Origin of the sequence: Sphingomonas gellani (genome assembly GCF_900110035.1) — a bacterium.
Taxonomy (GTDB): domain Bacteria; phylum Pseudomonadota; class Alphaproteobacteria; order Sphingomonadales; family Sphingomonadaceae; genus Sphingomonas; species Sphingomonas gellani.
Window position 1 is genome coordinate 143123 of the sequence record NZ_FOCF01000004.1, and the last position, 22715, is coordinate 165837.

Genomic DNA, 22715 nt, shown 5'->3' on the forward strand with positions numbered 1-22715 from the left:
TAGTTGTTAGCGCGATCAAATTTTCTTGCGATACGCCCGAGGCGGACATAATCATCACGCAAAGGCACCGCGCGGCCATTCGCGACAAGGTGCTGGAAACATGTGGAGGGGATTGATGTCCATCGATGGCATTTTGGACGCGCGCGCCGCTGACTCCGTGAAGAGCAAGCGGGCGATGCGGTTCGGTGTTTCTGCGACCGCCATGTGCGTGTTCGCGTTGAGTGCACCCAGCTACGCGCAGACCGGCGCGGTCAGCGGCCAGAATACCGCCGGCTCCGCCACCTCCACCAATACCCCCGGTGAGCAGACGACTCCGCAGGCCCCGGCCGAGGAGGATACCGGCAACGACGTCGTCGTGACCGGCATCCGGCAGAGCCTGGCCAACGCGCAGAACATCAAGCGGAATTCCGACACGGTCGTCGACGCGATCACCGCGCAGGACATCGGCGCGCTTCCCGACCGTTCGGTGACGGAGGCGCTGCAACGCGTGCCGGGCGTGTCGATCAACCGCTTCGCCGGCAACAACGACCCGGATCACTTCTCGGTCGAAGGGTCGGGCGTGAACGTCCGCGGCCTGAATTTCGTCCGGTCCGAATTCAACGGACGCGACACCTTTTCTGCGGGCATCGGTGGGCAGGCGATCAACTTCGCCGATGTGCCGTCCGAACTGCTCGGATCGGTCGAGGTTTACAAGAACGCGACAGCCGACCTGACCGAGGGTGGCCTTGCCGGAACGGTCAACCTGAACACGCGCAAGCCGCTCGACAACAAAGGCTTCCATGTCGGTGGTGGCATCGAGGCGAATTACGGCGACTTCGCGAAGAAGTGGGCGCCGACCGGGTCGCTGTTGCTCAGTGATACTTGGAACACCGGGATCGGTACCATCGGTGTACTGGTCAACGGGTCCTATTCGCGCCTGAAGAGCCGTGCGGATGGCATCCAGGTCACCAACTTCCAGACCCGGGACGGCGTCCAGGCGGCCACCGGCGTCGGCACCAACACCACCGTCACCTGCCGTAACCAGCTTCCGGGCAGCGCCGATAGCTTCACGCTGCGTCCGGGCAACGTGACGGGTGTGGGCGGCAACTCCTTCCCCAACCCGGCGAACGTTTGCGGCAACACCGGCGTGGCCGGGGCGGACGGCTTTGCCGATCCGCTCGGCGTGGCCTATGCGCCGATCGGCGGCCAGTATCGCAGCCAGGATTACGACCGCAAGCGCGATGGCCAGGCGCTGGCGCTGCAATGGCAGAGCAACGACGAGCGCACGACGCTGACCGCGCAGTTCCTGCGCACGCATTCCAGCAATGCCTGGGGCGAGCACACGTTCGAAACCGCGCCGGACCTGTCCGAGTACAGCACCTATCCGGCGGGTTGCCAGCAGAACGGCAATGGCCCGCTGAACGGCGCCAACAACGCCACCACGCGCGCGGAGTGTCAGTTGAACGGCTCCGGCCAGTTCGTGTTCGGCACGGACCAGCGTGGCAACGGCTACAACCCGGCGGGCGGGGCGTTCCCCAATTACGCCTATGACGACAGTGGCCTGTTCCAGAGCGGCTTCATCACGTCGCCGGGATCGGGCTGGCGCACCGCGTCGAGCGGCACCCCCACGACAACGGTCCCGACCGGCGGCATGCAGCAGTCGCTGTCGCGGCGGCAGGTCTATGACGAGAACCTCGTCAAGGATGCGGGCCTGAACCTGAAGATCAATCCGGACGATCATTGGTCGATCGCGCTGGACGCCGATTACACCTATGCGCGGCATGACGTCGTCGACCTGAGCGTCTTCGGGTCGACCTTCGCGGACGAGGAACTGGACCTGACGGGCAAGTTGCCGGTCGTGATCCCGCACAAGCCCCTGACGCTGGCCGCCAACTGGGCGGCGCCGAACCCCGCGATGGCGGCGGCAAGCGACTCGCAATATTTCCAGAGCCGCGACTTCCAGTTCTGGCGCGCGGCGATGGACCATATCGAACACAGCAAGGGGTCCGAATATCAGCTGAAGGGCGACTTCGCGTACAAGTTCGACGACGGCAATTTCCTGCAGCGCGTGAAGTTCGGCGCGCGCTATGCTGAACGGTCGCAGGACGTGCGTTACACCGCCTATAATTGGGGCGCGATCAGCGAGATCTGGTCGGGCGCGCCGGTGACGTTCAACCAGGGCGATACCAGCCAGTCCTCGCTGTACAGCTTCGATAACTTTTACCGTGGGAAGACTGCGGCTCCGCCCAGCGCCTATTTCTACAATGGCGACCTGATCGGCAACTACTCGGGCGCGACCAGCTTCTTCCAGGCGCAGAACGATATCTGGCGGAACACCAACGGCGCCGGGGCGAGCAACCGCTTCCTGGCCGCAGGACAGCGGGCAGGAGCGATCGCTGGTACCGACTTCCTGCCGTCGGAAGTGGCCAATGTCCGTCAGGAGGACACGGCCGCCTACGCCATGCTTCAGTTCGGCAACAACGACCCGCTGTTCGGCAATATCCGCCTGTCGGGCAATGTGGGCGTGCGGTACGTCCACAGCGACATCTATTCGCGCACGGCGACGGCGTTGCCCAACCGCGCCGACCTGGGTGTGCAGGACCTTTATGCGACGCGGTGCGTGACCACCGTGCGCGAGTTGCCGGATGGAACGAAACAGACCGTCCAGCCCAGCGGCGTCTGTAACCTGGGCGAGACGGAATATACCCGCCTGCGCAACTTCGCGGTCGATGGCTACGCGTCGCAGCCGGCGTCGTTCAAGAACAGCTATGGCTATTTCCTGCCCAGCGCGAACCTGAAGTTCGGCCTGTCGCGGGATCTGATCTTCCGCCTGGCAGGGTCGAAGGTGCTGACGCGTCCGGATTTCGCCAATATCCGGCCCTATGTGACCTACACGCTGGAGCCGGGTTCGGGCGTGGTCACCATCAACGCGGGCAACCCCGATCTGAAGCCGGCGACCGCGTGGCAGTTCGATGCGACGCTGGAATGGTATTTCGGACGCGTTGGCCAGATTTCGATCGACGGCTTCTACAAGACGGTCGATGGCTTCTTCTATCAGTCGCTGGTCAACCGCACGCTGACCAACAACGGCATCACGCAGAGCATCCTGGCGCGTGGTCCGGCGAACTATGATGGCAAGGGCAAGATCAAGGGGTTCGAGGCGTCGTACCAGCAGACGTTCGACTTCCTGCCGGGCTTCCTCAGCGGGTTGGGCTTCAACGGCAACTATACGTTCATCCAGAGCTCTGGCTTGCCGAACTCGTTCCTGAACGGTGGAACGCCGTCCTCGACCTCGACGGTGGCGAAGGGCAATCTGCCGCTGGAGGGACTGTCAAAGCACAACGTCAACGCGACGGTGTTCTACGAAAAGGGGCCGATCTCGTTGCGTGCGGCGTACAATTGGCGGTCGCGCTTCCTGCTCACTGCGGCGGACGTGATCTTCCCGTATACGTCGATCTTCAACGACGCGACCGGGCAGCTTGACGCATCGGCGTTCATCAACCTGAACAAGTACATCAAGCTGGGCGTCCAGGGTGTGAACCTGACCAACACGACGACCAAGCTGTTGCAGGCGTACAAGTCGGGATCGAACGACCTCGCGCCGCGATCCTACTTCACCAACGATCGCCGTTACTCGATCATTCTACGCGCGAACTACTGATCGGGGGGCGACTTGGTTCATGCATCGGGAAGGGGGGCGGCGCTTGCGTGCCGTCCCCTCCACCCGTTGCGACGGGCCCCGCGTGAGCGGATGATGGAGGAGGGCGGATATGATGCCGACACGGCGTGAGACCATCGGGATGCTCGCTGCGGCGGCGATGTGTCCCGTTCCCGCCCTGGCGGCAGACGGGCAGGGATTGGACAGGATCGCGCGGGCGAAAGGCCTACGCTTCGGGTCCGCCCTGTCTTCCAATCCGAAGGGCGCTTCCTTCGACAATCCCGCCTATGCCGCCTTGTTGCGGACGGATTGCGGGCTGCTTGTCGCGGAGAACGAGATGAAGTGGCAGCATATGCAGCCTGCCCCGGATCGTCTCGACTTCGCCGCGTTCGACCGGATGCTGTCGACGGCGGAGCGCAACCGCATGATCATGCGCGGCCACAACCTGGTCTGGCATCGCCGCAAGTGGATGCCGCGCTGGGTGGAGGCGCATGACTTCGGCGCGCGGCCGGCGACGGAGGCCGCGCGGCTGCTGACGGAGCGGGTCGAGTCCGTTACGCGGCGCTATGGCCGGCGGATCACCAGCTACGATGTGGTGAACGAGGCGGTGACGCCGGAAACCGGCAAGCTGGAGGATACGGCGCTCAGCCAGGCGATGGGCAGCGTGGAGGCGACGCTGGACCTCGCCTTCCACACGGCGCGTGCGTCGGCGCCCCACGCCGAGCTGGTCTATAACGACTATATGAGTTGGGAACCGGGCAACGCGGCGCACCGGGCGGGCGTGCTTCGCCTGCTGGAAGGATTTCGCCGACGCGGCACGCCGGTCGATGCGCTGGGGGTGCAGTCGCACATCATCACCGCCGGCCCCGACACGCGCGGCAGCGTGCTGGCCTATCAGAGTGAGTGGCGGCGGTTCCTGGATGCGGTGTCCGCCATGGGGTACGGCCTGCTGATCACCGAATTCGATGTGCGCGACAACGGCCTGCCTGCCGATCCGGTCGCGCGCGACCGCGCGGTGGCGAACTATGCGCGCGCCTATCTGGACGTAACGCTGGCGCAGCCGCAACTCCGCGACGTGCTGGCATGGGGCCTGACCGACCGCTTCAGCTGGATCGAGGGGTTCGAGCCGCGTCCCGACAAGGCTCCGCGTCGGCCCTGTCCCTATGATGCCGACTACCATGCCAAGCCGCTGCGGGCCGCCGTCGCGGCGGCGCTGGCGGCGGCACCGCGCCGTTCCGCGCGGCGATCGGCGCCTTAGCGGGCAGTGGAGCTGTCCGGCCGAGTTGCCGAGACATCGGCGGCTGATGCCGATCTGCCGCCTGCCTGGCGGACGCCGATCAATGACCGAGCGCCCGCCGTCACGTCCGTCACCGCTTCTCCGGCTGGACCCCGCTTTCCTCGATGACGCGACGGGCGGCGGCGGGCCAGGCGTCACCGCTGACCGCGACGTTGTCGGCGGCCCGGTTGTTCATGTAGTCGGTCCACGCGCCCTGCAACCGGCCCGAATTGTACCAGTTGCCGTCCGCCACATTGTCCGTCGCGGTGCGCTTGGGCGCGAGATGGTCCTGTGAGTTTAGGTTCAGCCAGACGCCGCCGACCCGGTCCACGACGTTGTTGCGCACGGTCACATACCGCGTGCCTTCATCCAGATAGATGGCGATGCCGCCCGCGCCCGCCACGTCCGCGATGTAGTTGTTCGCGATCAGCGCACCCGGATCGGCCGACAGGTGGTAGATGGCGCCCCCGTCCGGGAACCATTGCTTCACCTTCGACACGCGATTGCCCATGACGACCGTATCGCGCAGTGTTGTCGGCGTGTCATAGACCCGGTTGCCGGGCTGGTCGTAGTAACCGCGCTGCCGCCGCCAATATTCCGCACTGCCGCCCGGATCGTTGGCGCCCCACCCCCAGCCGACATCGATGCCGTCATAGGGGGCATCGGACACGTCGTTGTTCATGATGACTGTGCCGGATGCATAGGTCACCAGGATCGCCGACTGCTCCTTGTAATCGCGCGACACGCCGCTGATGCGGTTGTTGCGGATCAGTATGTCGCGCAGCCCCATTTCGGGGCGGGAGGGGTGATGCGCATCCGGCTGCACCCCACCGATCATGATCGCGCCGCCGGCCAGGTCGGAAAAGCTGCTGCGCGTCACCTCGATCGCCGATGTGCCCAGTCCAACGCCGCTGTCGTTGGCGTCGGGATTGTTGCCGATACCCAGCGCAACCTGTCCCAGCTGGGAGAAGCGGTCGTCGTCGAACACCACGCGCGTCGCGGCGGCGACCTGCACCGCGGCGGGTTGCTGGCTCCACCGGTTGCGCATCGTCTCGAACTGGGGGCAGCCCCAGCTGCAATCGCGGATCGGGTCGGTGGGATAGTTGGTCAGCTCGCCGGCCAGATACGACCCGCTCTGCTGGCTGGCATAGCCCTGCGGTCCGGAGGGTTGCAGCCAGCTGGTGTGCCGGAAGGAAAGGCGGCGGAACTGCAGGTCGCGCACCGGCCGGTCGTAGCTGCCGCTGATGGAGATCAGGCGCTCCAGTCGCGGCAGGACCGCTTCGACCCGGCGCATGTCCTCTCTGGCGCGCGGCTTGTAGTATAGGACGCCGGCATCGGCATCGACATACCATTGGCCACCCTCCCGCAGAAAGGCGAGCGAGTTGACCAGGAACAGCCGCACCGCCTCCGCAGAGATCGGGCGAGCGAACGTGTCATAACCGACCAGGTTGTTGCGCCAGCCGGGCTGTTGCATCACGATCCGGTCGCCTTCGATATGGTCGACCATGGCATGCCGGTGGGTGAACCAGCTCATGCCCTCCATCTCGATGCGGTGCTGGGCGGGCAGGCTGGCAAGCGTGCGCCACGCCGGGTCCTTGATCGCCAGGCCCCATGGCTGGAAGTCGACGGCGGTACGCGGGACCTCCACGCTAGCGCGCGGCGCGAGGTGTCCGTCGATCGTCATCTGGCGCGGATCGGCACCACGCGGCACTGCGGCGGACCAGATGCCCTTGGCCCTATCCGCCAGCCGCCATCCGGTCACGGGCACGCCGCCCGACAGGACGGGATAGACGCCGTCCGCACCCTCCCAGCGTACGGTGTGGCCATTCTGCCCGCCATCGTCCGCCGTGAAGCGCAGCGGGCTGCTCAGGCGATAGGTGCCGTCGGCGATGCGGACCGTCACGTCGCCATCGCGGTTCAACCGGCGAACGGCGGCCTGCGCCCGCTCCAACGTGACGAAGGGATGCGCCGCCGATCCGTCGCCGCGATCGTCCCCGTTCGTGGCAACGTGCAGCACGGTCGCCACCGGATCGGGGCGTTCGGGGATGACGATGGTGTAGTGGGCGGGCGGCGTCGGCGGCGGTGTCACCGGCAGCACGGGCTGGGGTCCGATCTGTGCCGCGGCCGGGGTGGCGGCCAGCAGCAGGGTGGACCAGCCCGTGTGTCGCAAAACCATCATGGTGCCTGCTCCGGACGCGGAAAGGTCGGCACGCCGGTTGGGCGGCGGTCAGCTTTCAACGATGTTGTTCGGGGAGAGGGTGGCGCCGGTCATCTGAGCACTCCACCGCATTTGCAAAGACGTTGCGATCGCTCGATCACGATCGCAACGTCTGCCGTAGTGGTCGTCAGTCGATGAAGGGGTCGATGGTCGGGATCGACCCGTCGGCCGCGAACTTCAGCTCCGTCACCTTGACGTTGCGCAAGTGGTTGCGGTTGCTGAGCTGCGTGTCGGCGTAGAATAGCCACCACTTGTTGTTCCATTCGATGATCGAATGGTGGCTCGTCCAACCCTGTACCGGCTTCAGGATGTGACCCTTGTAGGTGAAGGGACCATAGGGATTGTCGCCGATCGCGTAGTTCAGGAAGTGCGTGTCGCCGGTCGAGTAGGTGTAGTAATATTTCGCGCCGCGCTTGAAGACCCAGGACGCCTCGAAGAAGCGACGGTCGTGATCGCCGCCCAGCACGGGCTTGCCCTGTTCGTCGAGGATCACCGCGTCGCGCGGCGTCTCGGCAAAGGTCTTCATGTCCGGGTTCATGCGGACCACCTTGCCCGACAAGGCAGGCTGATCGTCCTGGTGCAGGTCGGTGTCCGATCCGTTGGGGTCGAACGTGCCGTTCTTCCACCGTTGCAGCTGCCCGCCCCAGATACCGCCGAAGTACATGTAGCTGGTGCCGTCCGTGTCGGTGTACACGGCCGGGTCCATGGAGAAGCTGCCCGCGATCGGTCTGGGCTCCGCCTTGAACGGGCCGGTCGGGCTCTTGGACGTGGCGACGCCGATGCGGAACGTGCCCAGCTTGTTCTTGTCCAGCTGCTTGTCGCGTGCCGGGAAGTACAGGTAATAGGTGCCGTTCTTGTAGGCGGCGTCGGGCGCCCACATCTGCTGCGACGCCCAGGGGACCTGCTTCACGTCCAGTGCGACGCCGCCCACCTTCACCGGGCCGCCGATGCGGTCCATCGACAGCACGCGGTAATCGTGCATCGCGTATTCGTTGCCCAGATCGTCGTCGGGGATATCCGTTGGCACGTCGTGGCTGGGATAGACGTAGATCTTGCCGTTGAACACGTGCGCGGACGGGTCGGCGGTGTAGATGCTGGTCACCAGCGGCTGCGACAGATAGCGCTTGCCGTCCGGGCTCAGCGGCTCGCGCTTGGCAGGGGTGGTCCGCTTGGCGGTGGGGGCGTTCTGGGCCAGGGCGATGGCGCCGGAGGCGACAAGAACCGATCCGGCCAGCGAGAGGACAAGAGTGCGGCGCATCGCGCGGGATCCTTCCTAAATGACGGCCTTCTGCGAGGCTCGATTACCGCCGAACATTCGGGGATAGCGCTACCATATTGGTACCGGCATCCCGAAGCAAGCGGGCCATTGGTTTGTTACCAACTATTGCTCCGCCGCTCTGTTGCGTCCATGTCTGCGCTTTACCACCACGAGACCTGCCTCCATCGCAATGGTATCTACCGAAACAGCGCCGTCGCGCTCACCTCGCCGTTCGGGATCGGCGCCGACCATCAGCGATGTTGCCAGGCATGCCGGCGTGTCCGCAATGACGGTGTCGCGCGTCATCAACAACGAAAAGCATGTGCGCGAAACGACGCGGGAAGCGGTCAATGCCGCGATCGCCGCGTTGAACTATGCGCCCAATCCGGCGGCGCGCAGCTTGGCGGGGGCGGGGCAGGTCCGCATCGGATTGCTGCACAGCAACCCCAGCGCCGGGTTCCTGAGCGAATTCCTGATCGGCAGCCTGGACCAGGCCAGCCGCGACAATGTGCAGATCGTGGTCGAGAAATGCGAGGTCGGCGATCATGAGGCGGAGGTCGCGCGCCACCTGATCGACGGGCGCATCGACGGCGTCATCCTGCCGCCGCCCTTGTGCGAGGCGCCGGCGCTGCTCGCGTTGTTCGCGGAGGCGCGGGTTCCCGCGGTATCAGTGGCGACCAGCCTGCCGCCCAGCGACGTGCTGTCCATCCGCGTCAACGACCGGGAAGCGTCGGCCGTGATGACCCGCCACATCATGTCGCTGGGGCATCGCCGCATCGGCTTCATCGCGGGCGATCCCACCTTGTCGGCCAGCGCGCAGCGGGCGCAAGGCTATCGCGAGGCGTTGGAGGAGGCGGGTATCCCGGTCGACCCGGCACTGATCGTGGATGGCCTGTTCACCTATCGATCCGGGCTGGACGCCGCGGAACAGCTGCTGGAACTGGACGAGCCGCCGACCGCGATCTTTTCCTCCAACGACGACATGGCGGCGGCGACGGTCGCGGTGGCGCATCGTCGCGGGCTGGACGTGCCGGGCGACCTGACCGTCTGCGGCTTCGACGACACCGCGCTGTCAACGGCGATCTGGCCGGAGCTGACCACGATCCATCAACCCATCGCCGACATGGCGCGGGCGGCGGTGGAACTGCTGGTCGGGATCGTGCGCCGCCAGTCGGAGGACGAGAGCGTCGCGACCGACCGGGTCCTCGATTACATCCTTGTACGCCGCCAATCCGATGCCGCACCCCGTCAAAGGCCCCGTGCGCGCAACACTTGACGCGCTGGTGTAAATTGATAGCGATATCAGCATTGGATTGCGACAGCGAAACGTCGCGGCCATGCGGAGGGCGCGCGTGTCACGGCATCAGCATCGATATTCGCGCCGAAGCTCCGCATCGCGGCGGGCCGGATCAGCGGCACGGGCGCGGCACCCTGTCGCGTTAGCGGTCGGAACACGGCCGGACGCCAGGCTGGATGGCCGCTCGTGCGGGGCGATGTGCGCCCGAGCGGCATAAGCAAAAAGCACTGAAGCATCATAACGCCGGCACGACCGGCGATTGGGAGAGAGGCATGACCGATAGGGCGAGCAGGGCGGGGCCATCCACCGTCAACCACGGCTTCATTGCCGCGATCGTGGCGGTGGCGACGATCGGCGGTTTCATGTTCGGCTACGACTCCGGCGTGATCAACGGCACGCAAAAGGGGCTGGAGGCGGCATTCGACCTCGGCCGGCTGGGCATCGGCATCAATGTCGGCGCGATCCTGGTCGGATCGGCCCTGGGCGCGTTCGGCGCGGGCCGGCTGGCCGACGCGATCGGGCGTCGCAGCGTCATGATGCTGGCGGCGGCCCTGTTCCTGGTCAGCGCCATCATCGCCGGGGCCGCGACCGGCTCCACCATCTTCATCCTGGCACGCATCATCGGCGGCCTGGGCGTCGGCGCGGCGAGCGTGATCTCGCCGGTTTACATCGCGGAGGTCGCGCCTGCGTCGATCCGCGGCCGCCTGACCAGCGTGCAGCAGGTGATGATCATCACCGGCCTGACTGGCGCGTTCGTCGCCAACTTCGCACTGGCGCGCTATGCCGGCGGCTCGACCGCGCCGTTCTGGCTGGACTTTCCGGCGTGGCGCTGGATGTTCTGGCTGCAGGCGGTGCCCGCCGCGATCTATCTGGCAGCGCTGACGATCATTCCGGAAAGCCCGCGCTTCCTGGTGGCGAAGGCGCGCGAGCAGGAGGCGCACGCCGTGCTGACCCGCCTGTTCGGCAAGGCGGAGGCCGACCGCAAGGTGGTGGAGATCCGCCAGTCGCTCGCCGCCGACCACCACAAGCCCAAGCTGTCGGACCTGCGCGACAAGGCGACGGGCCGTATCCGCCCGATCCTGTGGGCGGGCGTCGGACTGGCCATCTTCCAACAGCTCGTCGGCATCAACGTCGTCTTCTATTACGGTGCGACCCTGTGGGAAGCAGTCGGATTTTCGGAAGATTACGCGTTGCAGACCAACATCCTGTCGGGCGTGTTGTCGATTGGCGCGTGCCTGCTGACGATCGCCGTGGTCGACAGGGTCGGGCGCAAGCCGCTGTTGCTGATCGGATCGGCCGGCATGGCGGTCACGCTGGCGACCGTCGCCTACGCCTTTTCGACGGCGGTGACGGATGCGTCGGGCGCGGTCAGCCTGCCGGGCAACAACGGCATCATCGCGCTGGTCGCGGCCAATCTGTACGTGGTCTTCTTCAACGCCAGCTGGGGCCCGGTCATGTGGGTGATGCTGGGCGAGATGTTCCCGAACCAGATCCGCGGGTCGGGGCTGGCGGTGTCCGGCTTTGCCCAGTGGATCGCCAACGCGGCGATCTCGGTCAGCTTCCCGGCGCTGGTCGTCTCGCCGGGGCTCAGCGTGACTTATTTCGGCTATGCCTTCTTTGCGGCGGTGTCGTTCTTCTTCGTGAAGGCGCTGGTCAACGAGACGCGCGGACGCGAACTGGAGGACATGCAGGGCTGACGCCCCCCCGGTCGCGTCGCGATACGAAAAGGCCCTCCGGTTCACCCGAACCGGAGGGCCTTTTGCTTGCGGCGCGGACGCTGCGGCTACTGCCTCCAGGCGTAGGGCCCGACCAGCGTACCGACGAAGCCGCCGGCGCTTTTCGTGCTCAGGAATCGGGCATCGACATTGCGCGCCAGCACGTGTCGCCCGCCCGCCTGTTGATAGTCGAAGGCCATGGAGCCGCCATCGGCGCGGATCGTCAGGGTGACCGGGCCGCGGGTTGCCGGGGCGCTGGCGACCAGACGCTCCTTGCCCTGATCCGCCGTGAACAGCGCGATGACCGGTTTCCCCGCCACGCGCGTGACGCCGAAGAACAGGTAGTTGGCGTCGCTCTGCACGGCGGCCAATCCCGCGCGGTCGCCGTCGCGGTCGGGCTCGAAGCGGACGGTGGTCGACATGGTCGCTATGTGATGCTGTTGCCGCCGCGCGACAAAGGCGGGGACGCCGGAAAGGTCGCCCAGCGGCGTCCCCCGATCGAGGATCAGGTCGCCATGGTCCAGCCGGTAAAACGGCGCCTTGGGCGTGCGTATGCCGACCCACTGCATGCCCAACCGGTCGCCGTCGAACTCGTCGACATAGCCGAAGTCGCCACGGGTCGGGACCGGCCCGCGCGCTCCGACCGGCAGGCGTGGCCGCGCGCCGACGAACGGGATCGATCGGCCCTTGGGCAGGATGATCGGCCAGCCATCCTTCCATGTCACCGGCAGCAGGAACGTCTCGCGCCCGATATTGTAGTAATCGCCCTGATAGGGCCGCACCGCCAGGAACGTCGCCCACCAGTCGCCATTCTGAGTCTGCACCAGCTTTGCATGGCCTGACGAGGTGACGGGATGCGGTCGCGCGGGGTTCAGGTCGCGCTGCGTCAGGATTGGGTTGCCGGGGAAGGGGGCGTAGGGGCCACGCAGCGTCCGCGACCGGAATACCACCTGCGAATGATTGACGCTGGTGCCCCCCTCGGCGGCGGTCAGATAGTACCAGCCATCCTTGCGCAGGATGTGCGGCCCCTCGATCCAGACCGGCTGCTTCGATATGTCCACGCCGCCGTTGATCAGCTGGGTGCTTTCGCCCACCATCTTGCCGGCGCGCCAGTCATATTCCTGGATCCAGATCGCCCGGTGGCCGTCATACCGGGGCGTCTCGTTCGGGGCGCGGTTGTTGACGATATAGGCCTTGTCACCCTCCCAGTAGATCGACGGATCGATCCCCTCGAACGGCAGCCACACCGGGTCGGACCACGGCCCCGCCGGGTCGGTGGCGGTGATGACGAAATTGCCTTTGCACTCGACGCAGGTGTTGGCGATGTAAAAGACGCCGTCATGGTACGAGATGTCCGGCGCGAACACCGCCTGCGACGTGCGCATGCCGGTGAAATCCAGCTGCCCCGGCCGATCGATCGCGTTGCCGATCTGCGTCCAGTTCACCAGGTCCTTCGACCGAAAGATCGGCAGTCCCGGATAGTGTGCGAACGACGACAGGACGAGGTAGTAGTCGTCGCCCACGCGCGTCACCGACGGATCGGGATAATAGCCCGACACGATCGGGTTGCGGTACTGGCCCGGTCCGACCGCCACCCGTTCCTGGGTATGCCCGTCATAGCTGAAGCGGCTGAAGCGGGGCGGATCGCTGGCGACGGCGGCAGTGCCGAGCGACAGCGCGGCCAGTGCGACGGCGATGCGCGCTGGAGCCGTCACTTGCGCTGGTCCGCGGCGATTGCCGGCACCGACCCGCCGGCAAGCTCCTGCGCGGCATGGGCCAGCTCGATCCACATCGCGCCCTCCGGAATGACATATTCGTTCTCGCCCCAGAAGAACGGCCAATCCTCATGGTTCTCCGGCAGGTCCGGCTTGATGATCAGGACACCCGGCACCACGCCCCCGGCGATGAAGGAGAAGTCGGCGCGGTTGTTGCCATAGGCGACCTCCTTGGACACCGTTCCCACGCCCGACACGAACGAGATGTCGGACCCCGGATGGTTGCCGACCAGGAACTCCAGCCCGCGGAACACGGCATCCGCCGGCATGATGTCCGGGAACGCCTTGTGCAGCGTGTAGGCGTTCATCGCATATCCCAGCACGGTGCCGCTGCCCGCCCAGCCGCCCGTGGTGATCGGCACGCCGAACGGGTTCGCCGCGGCTGCGGTGTTCGCCGACGCGGCATAGGCGCGGACCGCAGGGATCATGCCCTGCCGATAGCTGGCCGGCATGAACGGGATCGCGGCCACGGCATCGCGCAGCGTGAACGCGAAGCTTTTCTCGATAGTCGGCCACGCCTGCTGCACGGCATCGGCATAGCGGGGATCGCGGGTCGCGCGGAGCAGTTCCACCGCCGCGGAAAACCGCTCCGCATCCAGCGGGCCGCCGGTGGTGTTGCCGTGCTGGAACAGGTCGGGCGCGTGCGACTGCTCCTGCGCCCAGGTTCGGGTTGCGATCGCCAGCGCCTTTTTCGACAAGGCCGGGTCGACCTGCGCCAGCGCGCGCGAGGCCGCCGCCAGTCCGGCGATCGAGCCATAGTTCAGCGCGGACGCCTTGGTCGTGAAGGCCCAGCGGTCGTCGGGCGTGCCGCTGCGCCCGTTGCGCTCCTCACCCAGCTTCAGCGACGGGTCGTAGATCAGCCCGTCCGTCTTCGTCGATGCATCGCCCAAATGGGTGTATTGCGCCACATCGGGTTCGACGATGCCGTGGATGGCATGGCCGACCGCATCGAACTGCGCCACCAGTTGCAGCGTGCCGTGGCGGATCTGCTGCAACAGGTCGGGCGTGCCGTCGGGCACGTGGATCTCCGTCTTGCGCCGGGTCCAGTCGATCGCGGTCGTGTCCCGCATCGGGCGCCAGCGTTCCCAGCTGTCCACCAGCGATCGCACCACCTGATATTGCGACTGGGTGCGGATGTCGTAATCGCCCGCATCGAACCATCCGCCGACGGCCAGGCCGGGGATGTGCTCGCCCGACTTGAACTTCGTGTCCGTCGTCGGACCCTGCGCGTACAGGTCGATATGCTCGTGGTTGACCGGAGCCTGACGCGCATCGTCGCGGTGCGCGTCGCCATGCCAGACGCGGTACGCCTCGTTGACGAACATATGGTCCATGGCGACCGGGAAATACACGTCCAGCGTCGGGTGCCACGCGCCGGCATAGGCATCGGCCGCGATCCGGAACGGCGCGGTGCGCGTCTGGCCATATTCCAGCACATAGGTGCCGGGCTGGCGAACCTGGCTGAAATCCAGCTGGAGATAGCTGTAGCGCAGGTAATCGCCCCACCGCTTCGCCGGCGCCGTGGCGACCGGGATCATGGTCCCGTCCTCACCGACGCGCAGCAGGCGCGCGGACAGCGCGCGGCGGTCGTTGCGGTCCAGCTCGATCGTCGCGACCTTGCGCGCGTCCGGGGTGTAGCCGAGCTGCGAATGCGCGATCACCGGCGCGCGCAGCCATCCGGGCACGCTGTTGGGCTGAACGGTCCATTCCAGCACCTTGCCCGTACGCCCGGCCGGCAACAGAGAGCGCAGCACGAACCAGCCGTTCTGCGCCTGGTTGCGCCCGTCGAACAACTGCATCGGCTCGGTGGAGCGGATCGTCACGCGGCGCGCCGGGTCCTCCGGCGCCAGGACGAAACGGCTGCCCTTGGCAATCGCGGTCGGCTCCGCACCGGGACCCTCGGCCCGCCCGCTGGCCGGGTTGCGCTGCGCCGTCGCGATCATGGCGTCGGCGGGGTAGAGCGGAAACGCGCCGCTGGTCCCGTCCGCCATGTAGCTGTGGTGGAAATAGGCGGCGGGCAGGAATTCCAGGTTGAACCCCGCCTTTCCGGCCAGAGCCGCCGGAACCGGCGCGTCCAGCAGCACGGACACCGCGACCGCGCCGCCGTGCGCCTCCGACCGGATGCGATATTGCCAGTGATAGTCCGGATATTCGAGCGTGACGGTGATCGCGCCCGTGGCGGCATCCACCTTCCGATCGACGAAGCGTGCCGTCGCGTCCCACTGACCCGGCGTCGAGGACAGGCGGACATCGCCATTGGTGGCGATCCGCGCGCCCTGCTGCACGATCTCCACGCCGCTGATCTTGGAGTCGGCGAACAGGCCGTCATACCAGTTGGAAAAGACCATCACGTTCGCCGCCGGCGCCTCGTAATAGCCGGACCCGTTCAACGTCATCGGTGCTGCGGCCGTCTGGGCCAGGGCCGGTGCGGCGCCGGCGAGCAGCGCCGCGATGACACCGGAAAGGCGTGCGATCATCGTCATCATCTCCTGGATCGTTCGACGCTGCATGCGCCTGTTGTTGCCGTCACTATAGCGCTAACATCTTGATGTGCCAGTGCGACCAGCTGCGTGACGACGAGGCGTCAGTTGGCCGCAAGATGCTGGCATGTGGCAAAGCGTCCCCGACGCGTTGACGTGGTAACGCTCACGTGCCTAGACTGGCGCAAACGTCACATGAGCAGCATGGCCGGGCCGGGGCTCCGGACCCGAAAGGCTGCCGACAGATCGTGGAGGGGAAGGCGATGTTGTTGCCGTCGGTCGATCGCCGTCATGGGATACCCGGATCGATGCTCTTGAAGAGTGTCGCGTCCCTTCGCCCCGGTCTGTCGAAAGCCGCTCCCGTCCGTCCCGCCGAAATGCGCCAGCGACACCCATTCCAGTGCGTTGTGCCGATAATCGCGGCGGGCATGCTGGGCCTGTCCGCCACCTCCCCCGCACAGGTGGCGACGAGCGGTCCGGCAGCGGCGGGGCAGGGTTCCGTACCCGGCTTGTCCGCCTTCTTCGATCCGGCCTCGTCCGGGCCGACCACACCCGACAGCGACGGTTTCCTGCGCCGCTGGCTGCTGCTGGAGCCCATCAACAAACCTAATCGCAGCAACGCCGGCTTCACCGCCACTTATGTGCGGCAGACACTCACGACCCCCTATTTCCCCGGCCAGTTCACCGCCGTGCCCCGCGACGGACAGGTGGTCAGTGCGGCCGAACCGCTACGCTGGCATGCGCTGGACTCGCGCAGTTTCGACGTAAAGCTGTTCAACTTCGCGCAGGCGCTGAACAAGCCGACCTATGGCGTCATCTTCTGGGCGGTGACGGTGATCGACAGCCCGCGCGAGATGCGCAACGTCCGCCTGGCGGTGGGGTCCAACTCCGCGTCGATCTGGTGGCTGAACGGCAGGGAAACCGCCGGGCTGTTCAACGACCGCCGCATGGTCATGGACGATGTGCTGTCCGACCGTGTGACGCTGCGCAAGGGGCGCAACGTGCTGCGCGGCGCGGTCATCAACGGACCTGGCCTCAGCGACTTCTGCGTCCGGTTCCTGGACGAAGACGGCCGGCCGATCACCGACGTGAAGACCGATGTCCGCTGATCGCCGCAACCCCGCTGCCGTGCATCAAGGAGGCACCATGAAGCGCCTGGCCGCCACCGCCCTCGGCATCCTGCTCCTTGGCGGGGCGTCGCCCGCCGCGGCGCAATTGGAGGGGGAAACCTTTATCCACGATCCCTCGACCGTGGTCCTGTCCGACGGCAAGTATTTCACCTTCGGAACGCGCGGCGGCGGCCTGATCTCCGAAGATGGCTGGACCTGGCGCGGCGGTGGGGAGCGGCCCGGCGGCGGCGTCGCGCCGGACGTCATCAAGATCGGTGAGCGCTACTATGTCGCCTATGCGGTCGGCGGGGGCGGCATGTCGGGCGGGCACGCCAGCCAGGTCAAGATCATGTGGACCCTGTCGCTGGATCCCAAGTCGCCGCGTTTCAAGTTCCACGATGTCGGCGTGGTAGCGTTTAGCGACGGGGTGGAGACGGCCGACGCGATCGACCCCGCGTTCCTCTACGTCGAGGGGCGGCTGTGGCTGACCTACGGCACCTATTTCGGCCCGATCCGGATCGTGGAGCTGGACCCGAAGACCGGCCTTAGGGTCGCCGGCAACCGGCCCGTCGATGTCGCGATCGACATGGAAGCGTCGGCGATGGTGTATCGCGACGGCTATTACTATCTGCTCGGCACGCACGGCACATGCTGCGACGGGCCCAATTCGACCTATCACATCCGCGTCGGCCGTTCGCGCAGCCCGCTGGGCCCCTATGTCGATCACATGGGCACGCCGCTGCTGCGCGGGGGCGGCAAGATGGTGGTTAGCGCGCGGGGTCGCAATTTCGGCCCCGGCCATTTCGGCCTGATCCAGCTGGACGGCGGCGTCGAGAAGTTCTCGATGCATTATGAGGCCGACCTGGACCGCAGCGGGCGCAGCGTGCTGGCGATCCAGCCCCTGCTGTGGAAGGACGGCTGGCCCGTCGCTGGGGAGAATGTCGCGCCGGGAACCTATGAGATCGCCTCGGAGCGGAGCGGCTACGCGTTGAGCCTAGCGACCGACATCGTGCGCGTGCCCTTCGACCCGCGGCGCAGCTTCATGGCGAAGCCGACCGATCCGGTCACGCCGATCCCGAACCAGACGCTGGCGGAGGATTCGGCCGGCTGGCCGCAGGGGCGCATCCGCGTCGACCTGGCGGATTATATGAACAGGCCGCACCAGCTATGGACGATCGCGCCGGTGGCTGGCGCCGGCGGCTATTTCGGCGCGCCCTTCTACAAGATCGTGATCGCCGGCACCGGACGCGCGCTGGCCGCCACCGCCGATGGGGAGGTGGATACGGTGCCCGGCTTCACCGGTGCGCCGGAACAATTGTGGCAGGTGGACCAGCTGACCGACGGGACCTATCGTATCGCACCGAAAGCCGGAAAACGCGGGGTCGCTTTGGTCGCGATCGGCGCCAGCACGCCATCGCTGGTGCCGTTCGATCCGGCCAGCCCCGCCGGGCGCTGGACGTTCAAGACGCCCTGACCGCCGGCGTATCGGCGGGTAGGGCAATGCACGGAAAGGCACCGTGCCGAATCAAAGGGGCTGCGGCTTTGCGCAGTCGAAAGGGAGAGTATGAACCTGTTCAATCGTCACGCCGTCGGCACGCATGCCGAACCGGCCGCCCGCCGCGCACGGGTCCTGCCGCGCCTGATGGCGCCGCTGGTGCTGGCCGGCCTGATCCCCGCCATGCCGGCGCTGGCGCAGGATGCGGCCCCCCCCGCGACCGAGGCCGCGACCGCGACGCTGCACGCCGATCGGCCGGGTGCGCCGATCCACCGCGACGTGTTCGGCCAGTTCGCGGAGCATCTGGGCCACGGCATCTATGGCGGCATCTGGGTCGGCAAGAGCTCGCGCATCCCGAACGATGCCGGGTATCGCCGCGACGTGCTCGCCGCGCTGAAGGCGATCAACGTGCCGATGGTGCGCTGGCCCGGCGGTTGCTTCGCCGACGAATATCACTGGCGTGACGGTATCGGCGCGACGAAGGACCGCCCGGTCAAGGTCAACACCAACTGGGGCGGCGTCAACGAGGACAACAGCTTCGGCACCCATGAATATTTCGGTTTGATGGACCGGCTGGGCGCCAGCACCTATGTGGCGGCCAATCTGGGCAGCGCCCCGCCGGCCGAGACCGCGCAATGGGTCGAATATATCACCGCGCCCGAAGGCACGACCAAGCTGGCCAAGGAGCGTCAGCGCAACGGCCATGCCGCGCCGTGGAAGATCCAGTATCTCGGCATCGGCAACGAGCTGTGGGGCTGTGGCGGCAACATGCGGCCCGAATACGCGGCCGACCTGACCAACCGCTATGCGCAGTTCGCGAAGTCGGCGAATGGCCCGATGCTCAAGATCGCGAGTGGTCCCAGCGACTCCAACTATGAATGGACCGACGCGCTGATGCGCATCGCGGGCAAGAACATCGACGGGCTTGCGCTGCACTATTACACCCGTCCGCGCGACAAGGACTGGAACGACAAGGGCGCCGCACTCGGCTTTCCCGAGCGGGAATGGGCGACCACCATGTCGCACACGCTGGCGATGGAGGAGTTCATCACCAAGCATTCGGCGATCATGGACAAATATGATCCGGCGAAGCGCGTGATGCTGGCCGTGGACGAATGGGGCACGTGGTATGACCCGACGCCCGGCACGAACCCCGGCTTCCTCGAACAGCAGAACTCGCTGCGCGACGCGGTGGTCGCGGGCCTGAACCTCAACATCTTCGCGCACCATTCGGACCGTGTGCGGATGGCGGCCATCGCGCAGATGGTGAACGTGTTGCAGGCGATGCTGCTGACCGACGGGCCGCGCATGGTGAAGACGCCGACCTATTGGGTGTTCGACCTGTACAAGTCGTGGCAGGGCGCGACCGCGCTGCCGATCGAGGTGACGTCGCCCTGGTACCACAAGGACGAGGTGGCGGTGCCCTCCGTCAGCGCCTCCGCAGTGCGCGACACGGCGGGGCAGGTCCATGTCGCGCTGGTCAACCTGGACCCCAACCGCGCGGTGCCGCTGTCGGTGTCGCTGGGCAATCTGCAGGCCAGCCAGGCGGCGGGCCGGATCATCACCGGCACCGCGATGGATGCGCACAACAGCTTCGACCAGCCCGATGTCGTGACGCCGCAGCCCTTCACCGCCGCGCAGGTGGCGAACGGCACGCTGAGCGTGACGCTGCCGGCGAAATCGGTCGTGGTGCTCGACCTGCGATAAGCGATGCTCCCCTCCCGTCGACGCGGGCGGGAGGGGGCGGACAAGCGAGCGGGGGTGCGGCGCGCGCGTGACGCCCCCCGTTTGTGCAGATGACGAGGGAGGGGATGCCGGTGAAGGGTTTCGTTGCCGCTGTGGCCATGGCGCTGGCCACCATCGCGTCGGGCGACGCGAGCGCTCAGGTCGCGACTCCGGCACCCGCGCCCGTCGCCGGTGCCAAACCGGTGACGATCGAGCGCATCACCGTGCATTCGCCAGCGATCGAGGGCAATCTGGAGGAGGAGAGTCCCGACCGCGCGGTTCTGGTGGTGCTGCCCCCCAGCTATCGCAGCAGCCCGCGCCGCCGCTTTCCCGTGGTGTACGCGCTGCACGGATATTCGATCGGCGCCGAGCAGTGGATCGGGGAGATCCATGTGCCGCAGACCATCGAGGGCGCCTTTGCCAAGGGCGCGCGCGAGATGATCCTGGTCCTGCCCGACAGCAAGACCGCGCATGACGGCTCCTTCTATTCCAGTTCGGTGACGGTCGGCGATTTCGAGACGTTCGTGGCGCGCGATCTGGTCGCCTATGTCGATGGCCATTACCGCACGCTGGCGGATCGGCGCAGCCGCGGGCTCGCCGGGCATTCGATGGGCGGGTACGGCACCGCCCGCATCGGCATGAAGCATGTCGATGTCTTCGGCGCGCTGTACATGATGAGCCCGTGCTGCCTGTCGACGCGCGCGCTGGGCATGCCGGACGCGACGACGGAGAAGGCGGTGGCGGCGCTGCGCTCCCCGGCGGACAGCGCCACGCTGCCGTGGGGCTTGCGTGCGCAGCTCGCCACGGCAGCGGCATGGTCGCCCAATCCCAAGGCGCCGCCGCTGTTCCTGGACCTGCCGGTGAAGGACGGGCAGCCACAGCCCGACGTGCTGGCGCGCTGGACCGCCAACGCGCCGCTCGCGATGCTGGACCAGTATGTCGGCAATCTGCGCCGCTATGCCGCGATCGGTATTGATGTGGGCGACCGCGACGGGTTGAAGGACGATGCGGCGAAGCTGCACGCCGCACTGGACCGCTACGGCATCGCCAACAGCTTCCAGGTCTATCCCGGCGATCACACAAGCGGCGTGGCGGGCCGGGTACAGGATAGCATGATCCCCTTCTTCTCGCGCGCGCTGGTCTTTCCGAAGTGAAGGGCGCGCTGGCCGCCGCGGCGGCCATCCTGCTGCCGGCCGCTATCGCCGGTGCGCAGGTATGGCGGTCGGACCAGGGCGACGGCACGTTCCGCAATCCGGTGCTGTTCGCGGACTATCCCGACCCCGACATCATTCGGGTCGGCGGCGATTACTATTTCGCCAGCACCACCTTCGCCAACACGCCCGGCATCACCATCCTGCACAGCCGCGATCTGGTGAACTGGCGGATCGTCTCGCATCTGGTGGATCGGCTGGACGGCCTGCCGCAATATGACCTGTCGGGCGGGACCGCGTATCGAAAGGGCCTGTTCGCATCCAGCCTGCGCTATCACGCCGGCACCTTCTACCTCGCCAACACGCCCGTGGGTCAGAAGACGCGCATCTGGTACGCCCGCGATGTGCGCGGCCCGTGGCGCTATCACGAACTGGAGCGGGAGGCGTTCGATCCCGGGCTGTTCATCGAACCCGACGGGCGTGCCTATCTGGCGACGGCGAGCACCGCGGACGGCACGATCACGCTGCTGACGCTCGACGCGGCGCTCGCCCATGTGACGGACGCCCGGCGCATCCACTACATCAAGGGCGCGGAAGGGTCGAAGATCGTCCGGCGCGGCACCTATTATTACCTGTTCAATGCCCTGCCGCCCCGGCTGGCGTTGAGCGTGTCGCGGTCGCGCAGCCTGTTCGGGCCGTGGGAAACGCGCGACCAGATCGACGACAGGACCGGCGGGCATCAGGGCGCACTGGTCGACCTGCCCGATGGCCGCTGGTTCGGCTTCGTCATGGAGGACAGCGGCCCGGTCGGGCGGATGACGAACATCAGCCCGGTGTTCTGGCGGGACGACTGGCCGGTCTGGGGCACCCCCGATGCGCCCGGCCGCGTGCCGCGCCGCGCGACCAAGCCGATCGCCGGCTTTCCGTTTCAGGAACCTGCGTCCTCCGACGCCTTTTCCCGCCCCACGCTCGGCCTGCAATGGCAGTGGAATCACAATCCGGACGCGACGCGCTGGTCGCTGGCGGAGCGGCCGGGCTGGCTGCGGCTGGAGCCTACGGTCGCGACCGGCTTCTGGTCCGCGCGCAACACGCTGACGCAAAAGGGGCAGGGGCCGGCCAGCCGGGGGGAGGTGAAGCTGGACATCGGCCATGTCGCGCCGGGCGATCGCTGCGGCTTCGGCACGCTGGGTCAAGTCAGCGCCAACCTGACGGTGCAGCGCGATTCCGGTGGCACGGCGTCCCTGGTGATGGAGGTGACGCAGGATACGGAGCAGGGACCGCGTACGACCCTGCGCGACACGGTGACTTTGCCCCGGGGCACGGCCTTGTGGCTGCGTACCGACATGGACTTCACCACCGATCGTGGGCGGGTCAGCTACAGCATGGACGGGCGGCGGTGGACGGGCGTCGGCGGCGACTTCCCGCTCGCTTTCGCATGGCGGACGGGCACGTTCCAGGGCGAGCAGTTCGCGCTGTTCTGCTACGCGCCCACGTCCAGCCGGGGCTGGCTGGACGTGGACCGCTTCACCCTGTCCGCCCTGCCGCCCGGCGCGCCCGACCGGGTGCGCTAGACGGCGGG

13 protein-coding genes are annotated in these 22715 nt (G+C 66.9%); 9 read left to right on the plus strand and 4 right to left on the minus strand.

Annotated elements, in window-relative coordinates:
• The first annotated feature begins 115 nt into the window (after window positions 1–115).
• Complete coding sequence (locus BMX37_RS09415) at window positions 116–3640, plus strand: TonB-dependent receptor (protein ID WP_342027852.1); 3525 nt, start codon at window positions 116–118, stop codon at window positions 3638–3640.
• A 109-nt stretch (window positions 3641–3749) separates the two neighbouring features.
• Entirely contained in the window at window positions 3750–4895 is a 1146-nt protein-coding gene (locus BMX37_RS09420) for an endo-1,4-beta-xylanase (protein ID WP_244501502.1), read from the plus strand.
• 109 nt (window positions 4896–5004) lie between these two features.
• On the opposite strand, the gene BMX37_RS09425 is transcribed toward BMX37_RS09420, so the two are convergent.
• Both BMX37_RS09425 and BMX37_RS09430 read right to left on the minus strand, forming a co-directional pair.
• Window positions 5005–7092, minus strand: coding sequence for a right-handed parallel beta-helix repeat-containing protein (locus tag BMX37_RS09425; protein ID WP_212611424.1), 2088 nt, complete (start codon window positions 7090–7092; stop codon window positions 5005–5007).
• 166 nt (window positions 7093–7258) lie between these two features.
• Complete coding sequence (locus tag BMX37_RS09430; RefSeq protein WP_093665490.1) at window positions 7259–8389, minus strand: glycoside hydrolase family 43 protein; 1131 nt, start codon at window positions 8387–8389, stop codon at window positions 7259–7261.
• 190 nt (window positions 8390–8579) lie between these two features.
• On the opposite strand from BMX37_RS09430, the gene BMX37_RS09435 reads away from it, so the two are divergent.
• Both BMX37_RS09435 and BMX37_RS09440 read left to right on the plus strand, forming a co-directional pair.
• The gene (locus BMX37_RS09435) at window positions 8580–9665 is read left to right on the plus strand and encodes a LacI family DNA-binding transcriptional regulator (RefSeq protein ID WP_093665491.1); all 1086 of its coding nucleotides are present in this window, start codon (window positions 8580–8582) and stop codon (window positions 9663–9665) included.
• A 293-nt stretch (window positions 9666–9958) separates the two neighbouring features.
• Window positions 9959–11383 carry a sugar porter family MFS transporter gene (locus BMX37_RS09440; protein ID WP_093665492.1) on the plus strand — a complete coding sequence of 475 codons (1425 nt, stop codon included), beginning with the start codon at window positions 9959–9961 and terminating at the stop codon, window positions 11381–11383.
• Between the two features lie 86 nt (window positions 11384–11469).
• On the opposite strand, the gene BMX37_RS09445 is transcribed toward BMX37_RS09440, so the two are convergent.
• On the minus strand, window positions 11470–13116 hold the full coding sequence (locus tag BMX37_RS09445) for a glycoside hydrolase family 43 protein (RefSeq protein ID WP_425288450.1): 1647 nt from the start codon (window positions 13114–13116) through the stop codon (window positions 11470–11472).
• On the minus strand, window positions 13113–15686 hold the full coding sequence (locus BMX37_RS09450; RefSeq protein WP_244501503.1) for a glycoside hydrolase family 9 protein: 2574 nt from the start codon (window positions 15684–15686) through the stop codon (window positions 13113–13115). Before BMX37_RS09450 ends, BMX37_RS09445 begins: the two co-directional genes overlap by 4 nt.
• Window positions 15687–16084: 398 nt before the next feature.
• Here BMX37_RS09450 and BMX37_RS09455 point away from each other — a divergent pair, with 398 nt between their 5' ends.
• The 5 genes from BMX37_RS09455 (at window position 16085) to BMX37_RS09475 (ending at window position 22707) form a co-directional block, all read left to right on the plus strand.
• Window positions 16085–16765 (plus strand): acetylxylan esterase, encoded by a 681-nt coding sequence (locus tag BMX37_RS09455; RefSeq protein WP_244501504.1) that lies wholly within the window; start codon window positions 16085–16087, stop codon window positions 16763–16765.
• Between the two features lie 37 nt (window positions 16766–16802).
• Complete coding sequence (locus tag BMX37_RS09460; protein ID WP_093665656.1) at window positions 16803–18239, plus strand: family 43 glycosylhydrolase; 1437 nt, start codon at window positions 16803–16805, stop codon at window positions 18237–18239.
• Window positions 18240–18443: 204 nt separating this feature from the next.
• Window positions 18444–19967 (plus strand): alpha-N-arabinofuranosidase, encoded by a 1524-nt coding sequence (locus BMX37_RS09465; RefSeq protein ID WP_244501526.1) that lies wholly within the window; start codon window positions 18444–18446, stop codon window positions 19965–19967.
• 137 nt (window positions 19968–20104) lie between these two features.
• Complete coding sequence (locus tag BMX37_RS09470; RefSeq protein WP_244501527.1) at window positions 20105–21139, plus strand: alpha/beta hydrolase; 1035 nt, start codon at window positions 20105–20107, stop codon at window positions 21137–21139.
• The gene (locus BMX37_RS09475; RefSeq protein WP_244501505.1) at window positions 21136–22707 is read left to right on the plus strand and encodes a glycoside hydrolase family 43 protein; all 1572 of its coding nucleotides are present in this window, start codon (window positions 21136–21138) and stop codon (window positions 22705–22707) included. Before BMX37_RS09470 ends, BMX37_RS09475 begins: the two co-directional genes overlap by 4 nt.
• The last annotated feature ends 8 nt before the right edge of the window (window positions 22708–22715 follow it).

Coding starts and splice junctions, on each gene's coding strand:
- BMX37_RS09415 (WP_342027852.1), top strand. CDS start 116: ATGTCCATCGATGGCATTTTGGACGCGCGCGCCGCTGACTCCGTGAAG.
- BMX37_RS09420 (WP_244501502.1), top strand. CDS start 3,750: ATGATGCCGACACGGCGTGAGACCATCGGGATGCTCGCTGCGGCGGCG.
- BMX37_RS09425 (WP_212611424.1), bottom strand. CDS start 7,092: ATGATGGTTTTGCGACACACGGGCTGGTCCACCCTGCTGCTGGCCGCC.
- BMX37_RS09430 (WP_093665490.1), bottom strand. CDS start 8,389: ATGCGCCGCACTCTTGTCCTCTCGCTGGCCGGATCGGTTCTTGTCGCC.
- BMX37_RS09435 (WP_093665491.1), top strand. CDS start 8,580: ATGGTATCTACCGAAACAGCGCCGTCGCGCTCACCTCGCCGTTCGGGA.
- BMX37_RS09440 (WP_093665492.1), top strand. CDS start 9,959: ATGACCGATAGGGCGAGCAGGGCGGGGCCATCCACCGTCAACCACGGC.
- BMX37_RS09450 (WP_244501503.1), bottom strand. CDS start 15,686: ATGCAGCGTCGAACGATCCAGGAGATGATGACGATGATCGCACGCCTT.
- BMX37_RS09455 (WP_244501504.1), top strand. CDS start 16,085: ATGCTGGGCCTGTCCGCCACCTCCCCCGCACAGGTGGCGACGAGCGGT.
- BMX37_RS09460 (WP_093665656.1), top strand. CDS start 16,803: ATGAAGCGCCTGGCCGCCACCGCCCTCGGCATCCTGCTCCTTGGCGGG.
- BMX37_RS09465 (WP_244501526.1), top strand. CDS start 18,444: ATGCCGGCGCTGGCGCAGGATGCGGCCCCCCCCGCGACCGAGGCCGCG.
- BMX37_RS09470 (WP_244501527.1), top strand. CDS start 20,105: ATGGCGCTGGCCACCATCGCGTCGGGCGACGCGAGCGCTCAGGTCGCG.